The sequence below is a fragment of the Speluncibacter jeojiensis genome, assembly GCF_029589495.1.
GTDB lineage: Bacteria > Actinomycetota > Actinomycetes > Mycobacteriales > Mycobacteriaceae > Speluncibacter > Speluncibacter jeojiensis.
Genome location: NZ_JAAIVF010000001.1, coordinates 413772 through 430056, shown reverse-complemented (window position 1 = coordinate 430056; position 16285 = coordinate 413772). Strand labels below are relative to the sequence as shown.

Below are 16285 nucleotides of genomic sequence, written 5' to 3'. Positions count from 1 at the left end.
GGGGCGGTGAGCGCCCGCTGCGTTTCGTGTCCTGTCGGGCGCCTCGATTAGCCTGCTGGTCGTGCCCTACATCCTCACCACCGTCAATGTGAACGGCGTCCGTGCCGCGGCCAAGAAGGACCACGGCCTGCTGCGCTGGCTGGCCGCGACCGAGGCCGACGCGGTCTGCCTGCAGGAGACCCGCGCAGACGACAAGCAGCTGGCGACCGTGCTCGCGCCCGTGCTCGAGCAGGGCTGGCATCTGGCCTCGGCGGAGCCCGCCGCGAAGGGCCGCAACGGGGTCGCGGTGCTCTCCCGGGTACCCGCCGACGCCGTCCGCATCGGCTTCGGCGACCCCGAATTCGCCGATTCCGGGCGGTACCTCGAGGCGGACTTCGGCGACCTGACGGTGGCCAGCCTGTACCTGCCCTCGGGTGAGGTGGGCACCGAGCGCCAGGACGAGAAGGAGCGCTTCATGGCGTCCTTCGGTGAGCACCTGGCGAAGGCCGCCGCGAGCGGTCGGGACGTGGTGGTCAGCGGCGACTGGAACATCGCCCACACCGAGCGCGACCTGAAGAACTGGAAGTCGAACCAGAAGGCCTCGGGCTTCCTGCCGGAAGAACGGCAGTGGCTCGACGGGGTGTTCGCCGAGGCGTGGGTGGACGTCGTCCGCGGGCTGCACCCCGACGTCGACGGCCCGTACAGCTGGTGGTCTTACCGCGGCAAGGCCTTCGACAACGACAGCGGCTGGCGGATCGATTACCAGGTCGCGACCGCCGACCTCGCGGAGCGGGCCATCGCGGCCCGGGTCGAGCGGGCGTCGAGCTACGACCAGCGTTGGTCGGACCACGCCCCGGTCACCGTCGAGTACCGGTAGCGGTGATGTCCGCACGCAGGAGCCAGGCACGTCTTCGCGCGGGGCTGTCCGCACTGGCGGGTCTGCTGGTCCTGGCGGTCGTGGTGCTGGTGGCGGTGTTCGGCGGCGACGGGTCGCCCGGACCGGCGCCGCGCACGTCCGCAACCGGCACGGCAGCCGCCACGGTCACGGGATCGGCCGGCGCGGCCACCGGCGGGGCCCGGGCGGCGGGGGTACCCGCCGCGGCCTACGCGACGCTGAAGCTGATCGACGCGGGCGACTGGCCCGAGGGCGCGCACGCCCCGGGCACCAAGGGCGGGACCGTATGGCAGAACCGCGGCGGGTCGCTGCCGCGCACGGCCGACGGCGCGAAGGTCACCTATCTCGAATGGGACGTGAACCCGAAGCGGCCCGGCCGGTCGCGTGACGCGCAGCGGATCGTGACCGGCAGCGACGGCTCCGCCTGGTACACCGGCGATCACTATTCGACCTTCACGAGGATGCGGTGACCGATAATTCGGCGATGACGGATCTGCACACGTTCGTGACCGCCCCGTCTCTGCCGGTCGCGGGCCTGCTGGTCGGCGAGCCGGCCGACGCGGACGCGGTCGGCTATCTGCTGCCGCGGTGGTCGACGGTGGGCCGCAGCGTACGCGGGACCAAGATGCGCACGGTGCCCGCGGTCTTCGACGAGTTCGCCGCCGCCTTCCAGTTCCCCTACTACTTCGGCGAGAACAAGGACGCGTTCGACGAGTGCATGCGCGACCTCGACGAGTTCGTCGGCGCGGCGGACGGCTACCTCGTGGTGGTGCGCGACGCACCCGCGCTGCTGTCGGCCGAGCCGGACGAGCTGAGCTGGTTCGTCGACGCGATGGCGTTCTACGCGGACCACTGGCGCGGGATCGGGCCGGCGGGCGGAGCGGCAGGCCAGGTGCCCCGACCGTTCCGCGTGGTCCTGCAGGCCACCGCACAGGAGTCCGGCGAGCTGACCGCCCGGTGGAGCCGCGCCGGCGGCACCCTGACGCCGGTGACCTCGCCCGGCGCGTGAAAGGATCGGTAACCATGTCCACCGCAGCAACCGCGCCCATCGCCCGCCCCCGGGTGCTCTCCGGGATCCAGCCGACCGCCGACTCATTCCACCTCGGCAACTTCCTGGGCGCGCTGCAGCAGTGGGTGCCGTTGCAGGACGAGCACGACGCGTTCTACTTCATCCCCGACATGCACGCGATCACCGTGCCGCAGGACCCGAAGGAACTGCGCCGGCGCACCAAGGTGTCGGTCGCGCAACTGCTGGCGATCGGGATCGACCCGGACCGTTCGACGCTGTTCGTGCAGTCCCACGTGCCCGAGCACGCCCAGCTGGCGTGGGTGCTCAACTGCATCACCGGATTCGGCGAAGCCAGCCGGATGACGCAGTTCAAGGACAAGTCGACCAGGCAGGGAAGCGACACCGCCGGCGTGGGCCTGTTCACCTATCCGATGCTGATGGCCGCCGACATCCTGCTCTACCGCTCGGCGCTGGTCCCGGTCGGTGAGGACCAGCGCCAGCATCTGGAGTTGACGCGTGACCTTGCCGAGCGGTTCAACTCGCGCTTCGGCAAGACCTTCGTGGTGCCGGAAGCGACGATCATCAAGGGCACCGCCAAGATCTATGACCTGCAGGACCCGTCGTCGAAGATGAGCAAGTCCGGGTCGAACCCGAACGGCATCATCAATCTGCTCGACGACCCGAAGGTCTCGGCCAAGCGGATCCGCTCCGCGGTCACCGACACCGAACGGGAGATCCGCTACGACCCGGAGAACAAGGCCGGTGTGTCCAACCTGCTGGTGATCAACTCCGCGCTGTCCGGGCGCGCAATCCCCGAGTTGGAGAAGCACTTCGAGGGAAAGGGCTACGGCGACCTGAAGGTCGACACCGCAGACGTGCTCACCGAGTTCGTCACCCCGCTGCGGTCCAAGGTCGACGAGTACCTCGCCGACCAGACCGAGCTCGACCGAATCCTCGCGGACGGTGCGCAGCATGCCCGCGAGGTGGCCGCGAAGACGATCGAACGGGTTTACGATCGGATCGGTTTCCTCGCACCGAAGGGGTGAGCACGTGGCCGATGCCGACCCGCAGGACCGGCCGAGCCTGCTCGAACGGCTGCGTGCCGGACATCCCTGGCTCGACCACCTGATCTGTGCGGCCCAGCGCTACCAAAGTCAGCGCGGCGACTACTACGCGGCCGGCATCACCTACTTCTCGGTGCTCGCGCTCTTCCCGCTGTTGATGGTGGCGTTCGCGGTCGCGGGCTTCGTGCTCAACGGCCACGTCGACCTGCTCGACGAGGTGCGCCGGAACGTCACGAAGAACGTGCCCGGGTCGATGGGGCAGTCCATCAACGAGCTGATCGACTCGGCGATCGACTCGCGGACCACGGTCGGTGTGATCGGCCTGGTCGCCGGCCTCTACGCCGGCCTGGGCTGGATGGGCAATCTGCGCGCGGCATTGACCGCGCAGTGGGAACAGCAGCGCAAGAGCCCGGGCTTCCTGCGCACCAAGGTCTCCGACCTGGGGGCGCTCGCCGGTCTGGGCGTGGCGCTGCTCATCTCGCTCGGTGTGTCGGCGCTCGGGTCCGGCACGATCGCGCGCCGGGTGCTGCACGAGATCGGCCTGGCGAACGCGCCCGGTGTGGGCGTGGGCCTGACCGTCCTGTCGGTGGTGGTCGCTGTCGCGGCGAGCTGGGCGCTGTTCACCTGGGTCATCGCCCGTCTGCCCCGGGAACCGGTCGCCTTCCGCAGCGCCGTGCGAGCCGCGTTCGCCGCCGCGGTCGTGTTCGAGATCCTCAAACGCCTCGGCGCCTTCTACCTCGAGAAGGTGCTCTCCGGTCCCGCCGGTGTGGCGTTCGGACCGATCCTCGGCCTGATGGTCTTCGCGTACCTGACCGCGCGGATCGTGCTGCTGTGCACCGCGTGGGCGGCGACGTCGGCCGAGAGCATGCGGATGGCCGTGGTGCCGCCTCCTCCGCCCGCCGTGATCAGCCCGGTGGTGGCGTCCGATCCGCCGCATCCGACGTTGACGAGGCTCGCGTGGCTCGGTGCCGGGGCCCTCGCGGCCTCGGGGCTCAGCCGGCTGTGGCGCCGGCCCTGAGGCTCGGCTCACTGTCACCTGTCACAGCGCCTGAGACGACCGTCCAGTATGCATTCTGTTCGGGCAAAAGGCCAGGTAGATGCGGCCAATCCGCCGCCGAGGGGGCTCGTCGGTCCGCATGACGGAGTCGGCCCGGAGAGCTGCTGTGATACAGGACCAAGCGGTCTGTGATTGTGACCAAGGCCTCGATTACGAGGCGATTTGTCTCCGCTGTGACGGTAATCTCGCTTGCGCGTCGAGTGAGGGACTCGCCGCCGTCGGAACCCGGATCACCACGGTGACCGACGTGGTTGGTCGAGAGGTCGGGCGATGATCGTGGATTCATCCGCGGGACAGCGGTGGCTGATGCCACCGAGGCGGAGAGTGTGGCCGTTCCACGATGGTGCAGTCCGGAATCGTGTGTGCGGTGTCCATCCGGTGGGGTCGACGGACCCCTCGGGCGCCTGACGCCGGATCCGCTCTGGCCGCGGGCCGATACGGCCACGGCTCGGTTCGCAACTGATTGCGGCCGCCTACCAGCTATTTGATGACGCCTCGGGGCGCCCACCGTCGTGCACACGACACGTCAGTGTCGTTCCGCGCGCCCGTGTGGATGCGGGGACCCCGGGGCAGTCCGAAAGAGGTGTGTGTTGACGCTGTCCACGTTCAGTGAATCCGAGGATCGGGAGCCCGGCCAGACGGCCCAGCAGGTGTTTCCGCTGTCGCCGGCGCAACTGGGCATGTGGTACGCCCAGCACGTCGACCCCGAGGTGCCGATCAACATCGCCCAGTACGTGGACGTGCGCGGGCAACTGGACGCCGGACGCCTCGAGCACGCCTGCTATCTCGCATCGCTCGAGTTCCAGACCGCGTACCTGCGTCTGATCGAGATCGACGGGGTGCCGCACCAGGTCGTCGACTTCGAGATCACCGACACCATGGTGCTGGTGGACTGCCGGCGGCACGACGATCCGGTCCGGTCCGCGCTGGACTGGATGCGCGCCGAGTACGGCCGGCCGCTGGACCTGGTCGAGGACCGGCTGATGACCGGCGCGGTCCTGCGCGTCGAGGACGACCGGTACTTCTGGTACTCGCGGGCCCACCACATCGCCATCGACGGCTTCGGCGCCATGGCGTACATGACCCGCGTCGCCGAGCTGTACACCGCACTGGAGGAAGGGCGGGACCCGGAGCCGGGCAAGGCCCGCAGCCTGCGCAGCCTCTACGACGCCGAGCTCGCCTACCGTGACAGCAACCGTTTCCGCAACGACGCCGCGTACTGGGCCGAGCAGGTGGACGGCATGGAGGAGGCGTCGAGCCTCTCGCACCGCACCGGTGCTCCGGCCACCCTCGACAACATCGACACCGCGGCCCTGGGTTCCGACACCGAGCTGTTGCTCAACGAGTCTGTCGCGCAGCATGACTCGACTCCGGCGGCGATGCTGCTCGCCGCTTTTGCCGCCTACCTGGCGCAGATGACCGGTTCGACCGACGTGGTGCTGAGCCTGCCGGTCACCGCCCGCACGACCGCTGCGATGCGACAGTCCGGTGGAATGCTGTCGAACATCGTGCCGCTGCGGCTGCGGGTGACCGACGGCATCACGATCGAGGAACTGCTCAAGTCCGTGCAGACTGCCGTCACCGGGGCGCTGCGGCACCAGCGGTACCGCCACGAGGACATCCGGCGTGACGCTGCGACCGGCACCATTGCGCGTGACCTGCTCGGCCCGCTGGTCAACATCATGCTGTTCCACAACGAGATCAAGCTCGGCTCGGTGGTCGGCGAGTTCAACGTCCTGTCCACCGGCACCATCGAGGACCTGGCGGTCAACTTCTATCAGAGCGTCGCCGGCACCCGTACCCACATCGACTTCGAGACGAACCCGAATCTCTACACGGAGGACGAGGCGACCGAGCATCATCGCCGGTTCCTGGCCTTCTTCGAACGTTTCCTGGCCGCCGCCCCGGATGCGCGGGTGTGGGACGTCCAGGTCCTCTCGGAGTCCGAACGCGACGAACTGATCGTCACCCGCAACGCGACCGACCGCGCCCCCTCGGGGGCGACCCTGGTGTCGCTGTTCGAGGAGCAGGTGGTCCGCGCGCCCGCTGCGCCCGCGCTGACCTTCGAAGGCATGACGCTGTCCTACGGCGACTTCGCCGCACGGGTCAATCGGCTTGCGCGTCACCTTGTCTCGATCGGCGTCGGCCCCGAGTCCCTGGTCGCCGTCGCGATGCGGCGGTCGCTCGAGATGATGGTCGGCATCTACGCGGTGCAGGCGGCCGGTGGTGCGTACGTGCCGGTGGATCCGGATCAGCCCGCCGAGCGCGTCGGGCACATCCTGGAGTCCGCCGATCCGGTCTGCGTGCTGTCGACGTCGCGAGAGGGGTTCACCGGTGCAGGGGACAGGTCTGTCCTGCTGGTGGACCAGCTGGAGTTGTCGGGGCTTTCCTCTCTGCCATTGACCGACGGGGACCGGTCGGCGCCGCTGCGGCCGGACAACGCCGCGTACGTCATCTTCACCTCAGGCTCCACCGGCCGGCCCAAGGGTGTCGCGGTGTCGCATCGTTCGGTGGTCAACCGGATGGTGTGGGGCCAGGGGAAATACACGTTCGACGCCACCGACGTCGTACTGCAGAAGACCCCGGTGACGTTCGACGTGTCGCTGTGGGAGCTGTTCTGGCCGTTGCAGATCGGGGCGCGGTTGGTGATCGCCGTGCCGGACGGCCATCGGGATCCGGAGTACCTGTCCGAGGTGATCGCTCGCGAGTCGGTGACCTCCGTGCACTTCGTGCCGTCGATGCTCGCGGTGTTCTTGGCGCAGTTGGACGAAGATGCTGTGGACGCGATCCGACCGTCGCTGCGACGGGTGTTCGCGTCTGGCGAGGGCCTGCCGCCCGCGACCGGTGCGGCGCTGCGGGAACTGCTGCCGGGCGTGGCCCTGCACAATCTGTACGGACCGACCGAGGCGGCGGTCGAGGTGACCTTCCACGAGGTCACCTCCGCAGACGTTACCGGCGTCCCGATGGGTGTTCCGGTGTGGAACACCCAGGTGTACGTGCTGGATTCGCGGCTCCGCCCGGTCCCGGCCGGGGCCTTCGGCGAGCTGTACCTATCGGGTGTGCAACTGGCCCGCGGATACGTCGGCCGTACCGACCTGACGGGTGACCGTTTCGTGGCCAACCCCTTCCGCGGCGGGGAGCGGATGTACCGCACGGGCGACCTCGTGCGCTGGATGGTGTCCGGCGCCGGAGCGCCGGAACTCGAGTACATCGGCCGCACCGACTTCCAGGTCAAGCTGCGCGGCCAGCGCATCGAACTCGGTGAGATCGAGGCCGCCCTGCTCGCCGACGACCGGGTCGCCCAGGCGGTGGCGGTGGTGCGAGCGGACTCGGGTGCGGGTGAGCACCTGGTGGCGTACGTGGTGCCGGCCGCCGATGCGGTCTTCGACGGTGACGACCTCAAGACCGATCTCGCGGTCGTGCTGCCGTCCTACATGATCCCGTCGGCGGTGATGGTGCTCGCCGAGTTCCCGCTCGGGTCCAGTGGGAAGCTCGACCGCAAGGCACTGCCCGCGCCGGACCTGGCCGCAGGCAGTGGTGAGTTCCGTGCACCGCGAAGCCTCACCGAGGAGATGGTGGCGGCGGTGTTCTCGGACGTCCTCGGGGTGGACCGCGTCGGGGCCGACGACAGCTTCTTCGAACTCGGGGGCGACTCGCTGATCGCCAACCAGGCCGTCTCGCGACTCGGCGCCGCGTTCGACCAGCGGATCGGCGTGCGGGCCCTGTTCGAGGCGCCGACGGTCGCGGGTCTGGCCGCGCGTGTCGAGGCGCTGTCCGACGACACCGGCACGCGACTGGAACTGGTGGCGCGGCCGCGGCCGGACTTCATCCCGCTTTCGCCGGCGCAGCAGCGCATGTGGTTCCTCAACCAATTCGACACCTCGGTCGCGGCGTACAACATGCCGTTCGTGGTCCGGATGACCGGTGTGATGGACCGCGACACCGTGGCCGCCGCGCTGTCGGCGGCACTGACCGACGTCCTGGACCGGCACGAGTCGTTGCGCACGACCTTCCCGGACTCCGATTCCGGACCGCATCAGGTGATCGCGCCGACCTCCGACGTGCTATTGCCGATGGACGCGGAGCAGATCGACGAGGCGGACCTGCCGCGGCTGCTGTCCGAATTCTCGGACCGCGGCTTCGACGTGACGACCGAGGTCCCCATCCGGATCAGGGTCTTCGCGCTCGGTGCGGACGAGGCCGGCCAGGAGCGCTACGCGATCGCCATGGTGCTGCACCACATCGCCGCGGACGGGCTGTCCTGGGCGGTGCTCGCCAGGGACCTCGTCGGGGCCTACACCGCACGGCTGGACGGCTCGGCCCCTCAGTGGGAGCCGCTGGCCGTGCAGTACGCCGACTACGCACTGTGGCATCGCGAACTCCTCGGCGACGACAACGTTCCGGAGTCGTTGGCGGCCAAGCAGATCGGATTCTGGAAGTCGACGCTGTCCGGCCTGCCCGACCAGCTGGACCTGCCCTCGGACCGGCCCCGACCGGCCGTGGCGTCCTTCCATGGTGCGCGGCACGGGTTCCGGATCCCCGCCGACACCTACCGCACGCTGACCGGGCTCTCCCGTGCCCACGGCGTGACGATGTTCATGGTCGTGCACGCGGCCCTCGCGGTGCTGCTGTCGAGGCTGAGCGGCACCTCCGACGTGGCCGTGGGCACGGTGGTCGCCGGCCGCGGCGAGGAGCAGCTCGACGACATCATCGGAATGTTCGTCAACACGCTCGTCTTGCGGACCGACGTCGACGCGAGCGTCTCGTTCGCCGATCTGCTCGCGCAGGTCCGGGAGCAGGACCTCGCCGCCTTCGGCAACGTGGACGTGCCCTTCGAGCAACTGGTGCAGGCACTCAACCCGGCCCGGTCGACCGCCCGCCACCCGCTGTTCCAGGTGGCGCTGTCGTTCGAGAACTTCGGCGGCACCGAGTTGGCGCTGCCCGGCCTGACGGTCTCGGCCGACGAGGTCCGGGTGGACCTGGCGAAGTTCGACCTGCAGCTGACCGTCTCCGACCGTCCGCTGGCGATCGGGGACAGCGCAGGTGTCGACGCCGAGTTCATCTACGCCACAGATCTTTTCGACGAGTTGACGATCGCCGGATTTGCGCAGCGACTGCTGCGGGTGCTGGATGCGATCATCGCCGCCCCCACGACGGCGCTCGGCGACCTGGAACTCCTCGACGGGGCCGAGCGTGACGAGCTGGTCGGTCGCACCGGCGGACCGGCGCCGGCGACCCGGACGTTGCCCGAGATCCTTACCGCGGCGGCCGCGCTGAATCCCGCGGGCATCGCGGTGTCCGATCAGGGCCGCGAGCTGAGCTACCGTGACCTCGACGAGCGCTCGTCGCGGCTTGCGCGGTTGCTCGTCGAGCGCGGTGCAGGACCGGAGAGCGCGGTCGCGATCGCGCTGCCGCGGTCGCTGGAGTCGGTGCTCGCCGTCTGGGCGGTCGCCAAGACCGGCGCGGCCTTCGTGCCTGTCGACCCGAACTACCCGGCCGACCGCATCGAGTACATGGTCGCCGACTCGGCGGCCGTGGTCGGCCTGACCGGGGCCGCGTTTGCCGACCGGCTCCCGAACCCCGGCGCCTGGATCGTGATCGACGCACCCGCCGCCGATGCGACAGAGTTGTCGGCAGCACCGCCGGCCGACGCCGACCGCATCGCGCCGCTGCGCGCCGAGAACACCGCCTACGTCATCTACACGTCCGGCTCGACCGGCCGGCCCAAGGGCGTCGCGGTCACGCACTCGGGGCTGGCTGCCGTCGTCGCGGACCAGCGCGTGGCCTTTGGCGCCGACGCCGATTCGCGTGTGCTGCACTTCGTCTCGCCGAGCTTCGACGTGTCGGTCTACGAGATGCTGCTCGCCTTCGGGTCCGCGTCGACCCTGGTCATCGCGCCGCCGACGATCTACGGCGGCGACGAACTGGCTCGGCTCATGCAGGCCGAGCGGGTCACACATGCCTCCGTGACCCCGGCCGCGCTGGCCGCGGTCGACCCGTCCGCACTGAGCGACCTGCGCACGGTGATGGTCGCGGGCGAGGCGTGCCCGCCCGAACTGGTGGCGAAGTGGTCGCCGGTGTGCGACTTCGTCAACGGCTACGGCCCGACCGAGGCGTCGATGATCGCCACCGCGACCGGAGCGCTGCAGCCGGGCCTGCCGATCACCATCGGCGCCCCAGTCGTCGGCATGCGCACACTGGTGCTCGACGCGCGACTCGGCCCGGTGCCGGTCGGCACCGTCGGCGAGCTCTACCTCGCGGGACCGGGTCTCGCACGGGGATACCTCGGCCGTCCCGAACTAACCGCGGACCGCTTCGTCGCCGACCCGACCGGCGGGCAGGGCGCCCGCATGTACCGCACCGGAGACCTGGTCCGCTGGACTCAGGCCGGCGAGCTGGACTACCTGGGCCGCACCGATTTCCAGGTCAAGGTCCGCGGCTACCGCATCGAGCTAGGCGAGATCGACAGCGCGTTGTCCGCGCAGCCGGGGGTGGAGTTCGCGGTCACCATCGGGCACAGGGGTGCCGGCGGGGTCATGTCGCTGGTGTCGTATGTGCTCGGCTCCCGCCCGCTCGACCCGGACACGTTGAAGTCCGCGGTGGCCGATTCGCTGCCCGCATACATGGTGCCCGCGGCGATCATGGTGCTCGACGAGATTCCGCTGACGCCGGTCGGCAAGCTCGACCGCAAGGCCCTGCCGGAGCCGGTGTTCGAGGTGAAGGCTTACCGTGCGCCGACGACGGATGACGAGGAACTGGTCGCCGCGACCCTTGCCGACGTCCTCGGGATGGATGCGGCCGGTCTGGGCCCCGTCGGTCTGGACGACGACTTCTTCGCGCTCGGCGGCAACTCGCTGATCGCGACCCAGGTGACCGCGCGTCTCGGTGCGGCTCGCGGGGTCCTCGTCCCGGTGCGTGTGCTGTTCGAGGCGCCGACCGTCGAGGCCCTGGCCGCGCGACTGGAAACGCTTGCGGTACAGGGCCGCACACCGTTGATTGCAGGTGAGCGCCCCGCCACGGTGCCGCTGTCGCTGGCGCAGCAGCGGATGTGGTTCCTCAACCGCTTCGATCCGGAATCGGCGGTCTACAACCTGCCGCTGGCCATCGCGTTGTCCGGCTCGCTGGACGTAGACGCGCTCGAGCGCGCGATCGCGGACGTGATCGCGCGGCACGAGGCGCTGCGCACCGTCTACCCCGTCACCGAGGGTGGCGCGCATCAGGTCGTGCTGGACGCGCACGAGGCGGCGCCGTCGTTGCGGCCCGTCGTGGTCGATCCGGATCAGGTGCGGCAGCAGTTGGTCGAGACGTTCGCGCACGGGTTCGACGTGACCACGCAGGTGCCGCTGCGCGCGCGGCTGCTCCGGCTCGCCGACGACGAGTACGTGCTCGCGATGGTGGTGCACCACATCGCTGCCGACGGCTTCTCGATGGGTCCGCTGGCACGCGACGTGATGACGGCCTATGCCGCGCGCGCCGCGGCCACCGAACCGGCCTGGGTGCCGCTGCCCGTCCAGTACGCGGACTATGCGCTGTGGCAGCGCGACGTCCTCGGGTCCGAGAAGGACCCGCAGTCGCTGCTGTCCTCGCAACTGGACCACTGGAAGCAGGCGCTCGCGGGGCTGCCCGACCTGCTCGAACTCCCGACGGACCGGCCTCGGCCGGCGGTGGCGTCGTACCGCGGTGCCACCCACACGTTCACGATCGATGCGGAACTGCGGGGTGCGCTGGACGCGCTGGCCCGCGAGCAGGGCACGACGCTGTTCATGGTCCTGCACGCCGCATTGTCGGTGCTGCTCTCGCGGATGTCCGGAACCGAGGACATCGCGGTCGGCGCTCCCGTCGCCGGCCGCGGCGAGCAGGCGCTCGACGACCTCGTCGGCATGTTCGTCAACACCCTCGTGCTGCGAACACAGGTCGACGCGGCGCGCCCGTTCGTCGAGATCCTCGCGCAGGCAAAGGAAGCCGACCTGGCGGCGTTCGCCCACGCCGACGTGCCGTTCGAGCGGCTCGTCGAGGTGCTCTCGCCGGCACGGTCCCAGGCGCGCCACCCGTTGTTCCAGGTGATGCTCTCCCTGCAGAACCAGGCTCGCACCGAGCTGGAGCTGCCGGGCCTGGCGATCCGGGCGCTCGAGTACGACGAGCAGGTCTCGAAGTTCGACCTCCACCTGGACCTCACCGATGCGGTCGGCGCGGGCGGCGACCTCGGAGGCATCCACGCGAACCTGATCTATTCGACCGACCTGTTCGACGGGTCGTCCGCCGAGGTGTTCGCCGCGCGGTTCGAGCGTGTGCTGCGCGCGGTCGCCGGTCGTCCCGAATCGGTTGTCGCGGACATCGAGATCCTCGCCTCCGGCGAGCGGGAACTCGTCGTCACCACGTGGAATGCGACCGCCGAGGCCTTTGCCGAGGGCACGCTGGTGTCGCTGTTCGCGGAGCAGGCGGCGCGGACGCCGGATGCGGTGGCGGTCGTCTTCGAGGGCGAGACGCTGACCTATGCCGAGTTCGAGGCCCGGGTGAATCGTCTCGCGCGTGAGCTGATCGCGCGCGGCGTCGGGCCGGAATCCTCGGTGGCGCTGGTGATGCGCCGGTCGATCGACATGATGGTCGGCGTGTACGCGGTGCTCACCGCCGGCGGCGCCTACGTGCCGGTGGACCCGGAACAGCCGGCCGAGCGCAACCGCCACGTGCTTGCGTCGGCGGCACCGGTGTGCGTGCTGACCACCACACGCGACGGCGCCGGGCTCGACGGGCGGGCTCCGATCCTCAGCCTCGACGAGCTCGATGTGTCGGCGCATTCGGATGAGCCGGTCACCGATGGGGACCGGCGCGCGGCGTTGCACGCCGGTAACGCGGCCTACATGATCTTCACCTCCGGCTCGACCGGCCTGCCCAAGGGTGTGGCGGTCTCACACTCGGCGATCGTCAACCAGGTGCTGTGGATGGCCACCCGGTACGGGTTCGGCGCCGGCGACGTGGTGTTGCAGAAGACTCCCGTCACGTTCGACGTGTCGGTGTGGGAGTTGTTCGTGCCGTTGGTGACCGGCGGCCGGGTGCTGGTCGCCCGTCCGGACGGGCACCGCGATCCGGCGTACCTCGCTCGGGTGATCGACGAGTCCGGGGTGACGGCGACATCGTTCGTGCCGTCGCTGCTGTCGGTGTTCGTCGACGGACTGTCGGGCGCGACGGGCACGAGCCTGCGACTGGTCTTCGCGGCCGGCGAGGCGCTGTCGGCCGACATCGTCACCCGGTTCTCCGCGGTCAGCTCCGCGGCACTGCACAACCTGTACGGGCCGACCGAGGCAGCCGTGCACTCGACTCACTGGGACACCGCCGCGGGTGCGGACACGATCGTCCCGATCGGTGCGCCGGTGTCGAACACGCAGGTGTTCGTGCTCGACGGGCGGCTGCGTCCGGTCCCGGTGGGTGTCGCAGGTGAGCTCTATCTGGCGGGCGTGCAGCTGGCCCGGGGATACGCGGGTCGTTCGGACCTGACGGCGGATCGGTTCGTGGCCAGCCCCTTCGGCGTCGCGGGCGAGCGCATGTATCGCACGGGCGACCTGGTGCGGTGGAACCGCGGCGGTGAGGTGGAGTACCTGGGCCGCACCGACTTCCAGGTCAAGCTGCGTGGTCTGCGGATCGAGCTCGGTGAGGTCGAGGCGGTGCTGACGGCCGTGCCGGAGGTCTCGCAGGCGGTGGCGGTCCTGCACCGTGACGACCAGGTCGGCGAGGCGTTGGTCGCGTACGTGGTGCCGGTGCCGGGGGCCGTGGTGGATCCGGCGGCGGTCAAGGCCGCGGTCGGGCAGCGGTTGCCGTCGTACATGGTGCCGTCGGTGGTGACGGTGCTCGAGGCCTTCCCGCTGAACGCGTCGGGCAAGCTGGATCGCAAGGCGCTGCCGGAGCCGGTGTTCGAGGCGCGGGCGTACCGTGCACCGTCGACGCCGGTGGAAGAGCTTGTCGCGCAGACGTTTGCCGACTTGCTGGGCGTCGAGTCGGTGGGCGCCGACGACGACTTCTTCGAGCTCGGCGGCAACTCGCTGATCGCCACGCAGGTGACGGCGCGCCTGGGCGCGGCGCTGTCGGCGTCGGTACCGGTGCGGCTGGTGTTCGAGTCGTCGACGGTGGCGGCGTTGGCCCTGGCACTTGAGGGGCTTGCGGGCGCCGGTGGGCGCGCGCCGTTGGTCGCGCAGGAACGACCCGAACGGATCCCGTTGTCGCCGGCGCAGTCCCGGATGTGGTTCCTCAACCAGTTCGACACCGCCTCCGCCGCCAACAACATTCCGGCGGCCGTGCGGTTGTCCGGTCCGATCGATCCCGCCGCCCTGCAGGCGGCGGTCGGCGACCTCATCGAGCGTCACGAGATCCTCCGCACCCGTTACCCGGAGACCGTGGACGGGCCGGTCCAGGTGATCGAGCCGGCCGCGCAGGCGATCCCGGACCTCACCCCGGTGCCGTCGGCCGAGAACGCGCTCTTCGTCGAGATCCTGAGGGAGGCCACCACCGGGTTCGACGTGACCGTCGATGTTCCGCTGCGGGCCCGGCTCTACGAGATCGAGGCCGACGCCGAGTACGTGCTGGTGTTCGTCGTCCACCACATCGCTGCCGACGGCTTCTCGATGCGACCCCTGATGCGCGACGTGATGCTCGCCTACACCGCGCGCACCGCCGGACGGGCCCCGTCCTGGGCGCCGCTGGACGTGCAGTACGCCGACTACGCGCTGTGGCAGCACGACGTACTCGGCGACGAGAACGACCCTGAGTCGTTGTCCGCCAAGCAGATCGACTACTGGCGCACAGTGCTGTCGGGGCTGCCGGATCAGCTCGATCTGCCGAGCGACCGGCCCCGCCCGGCGGTGGCGTCGTTGCGCGGAGCGGCCCATCGGTTCGCGATCGACGCGGATCTGCACGCGGCGCTGGCCAACCTGGCCCGCGCGCGCGGCGTGACCATGTTCATGGTCGTGCACACCGCGCTCGCGACGCTGCTGGCCCGACTGTCCGGCACCACCGACATCGCGATCGGCGCCCCGATCGCCGGACGCGGCGAGGCTGCGCTCGACGACCTCGTCGGCATGTTCGTCAACACCCTGGTGCTGCGCACCGAGGTCGAGCCCGGCGCGAGCTTCGCGGACCTGCTCGACCAGGCGCGGGCCGTCGACGTCGCCGGCTTCGGCAACGCGGACGTGCCGTTCGAGCGACTGGTCGAGGTGCTGTCCCCGGCCCGATCGCAGGCGCGGCACCCGCTGTTCCAGGTGGCGCTGACGTTCCAGAACCTGGGTTTGCCGGCGTTCGAACTGCCCGGGATGCGTCTCGCCCCGGTGGATTTCGACGCCCAGGTCGCGAAGTTCGACCTGCAGCTCACCGTGTCGGAGTCCTTCGGCGAGTCCGGCGCCCCGACGGGCATCGACACCGAACTGACCTATGCGACGGACCTGTTCGACGCCGCGACGATTCAGACCTTCGTGCGTCGTTTCATCCGCGTGCTCGAGTCGATGGTGGCTGACCTGTCGGTCGCGGTCGGTGACGTCGACCTGCTCGCGGCCGCCGAGCGCCGCAGTGTGCTCGAGGCCTGGCCGATTGCCGGCCCCGATGCGGGTGTCGACGCGACGCTGGCGGAGCGCTTCGAGGACGCCGCAGTCCGCTTCCCGGAGCGGGCGGCGGTGCGCTTCGGCGACGTCGAACTGACCTACCGTGAGCTGGACGAGCGCACGAACCGTCTGGCGCGCAGGCTGATCGGTGCGGGTGTGGGCCCGGAGTCGCTGGTCGCAGTGGCGCTGCCGCGGTCGGCGGACCTGATCGTCGCACTGCTGGCGGTGCTCAAGGCCGGCGGCGGCTACCTGCCGGTGGATCCCACGTATCCGGCTGACCGCATCGCGTACATGCTCGCCGACGCGGCGCCGGTGTGCGTGCTCACCGCGTCGGGCGTCGACGTGGACTTCCCGTCACAGTTGCCGGTCGTCCTCACCGACCCCGAGATCGACTCCGCTGAGGGTGAATTCGCGGACACGGCCGTGACCGATGCCGATCGCCGCGGTGCGCTGTCGCCGGAGAACGTGGCGTACGTGATCTACACGTCAGGTTCGACGGGCCGGCCCAAGGGCGTGCAGGTGCCACACCGGACGGTCACGCGTCTGATGTCGAACACCGAGCGCCGGTTCGGGTTCGACGAGTCGGATGTGTGGACGATGTTCCACAGTTACGCGTTCGACTTCTCGGTGTGGGAGCTGTGGGGTCCGTTGCTCTACGGCGGCACGCTGGTGGTCGTCGACTACTTCACGTCGCGTTCG

Annotated in this window: 6 protein-coding genes (1 of these 6 running past the window's edge); all 6 read left to right on the top strand. The window is 69.9% G+C overall.

The window, feature by feature from the left end; genetic code table 11:
- Positions 1-61: 61 nt before the first annotated feature.
- Positions 62-856, top strand: a complete 795-nt coding sequence (locus G4X40_RS01895) for an exodeoxyribonuclease III (protein ID WP_277829784.1) — start codon at positions 62-64, stop codon at positions 854-856.
- Between the two features lie 5 nt (positions 857-861).
- Positions 862-1344 carry a ribonuclease domain-containing protein gene (locus G4X40_RS01890; protein WP_277829782.1) on the top strand — a complete coding sequence of 161 codons (483 nt, stop codon included), beginning with the start codon at positions 862-864 and terminating at the stop codon, positions 1342-1344.
- A 14-nt stretch (positions 1345-1358) separates the two neighbouring features.
- Positions 1359-1883 (top strand): barstar family protein, encoded by a 525-nt coding sequence (locus tag G4X40_RS01885; protein WP_277829780.1) that lies wholly within the window; start codon positions 1359-1361, stop codon positions 1881-1883.
- 14 nt (positions 1884-1897) lie between these two features.
- Positions 1898-2929: a tryptophan--tRNA ligase gene (gene trpS, locus G4X40_RS01880; protein WP_277829778.1), complete on the top strand. Its 1032-nt coding sequence runs from the start codon at positions 1898-1900 to the stop codon at positions 2927-2929.
- A 4-nt stretch (positions 2930-2933) separates the two neighbouring features.
- Positions 2934-3965 (top strand): inner membrane protein YhjD, encoded by a 1032-nt coding sequence (yhjD, locus tag G4X40_RS01875; protein WP_277829777.1) that lies wholly within the window; start codon positions 2934-2936, stop codon positions 3963-3965.
- Between the two features lie 629 nt (positions 3966-4594).
- Positions 4595-16285, top strand: the start of a protein-coding gene (locus G4X40_RS01870) for a non-ribosomal peptide synthase/polyketide synthase (protein ID WP_277829775.1). Its footprint extends 24375 nt past the window's final position; the window shows 11691 of its 36066 coding nt (coding positions 1-11691); the start codon lies at positions 4595-4597; the stop codon falls past the right edge of the window.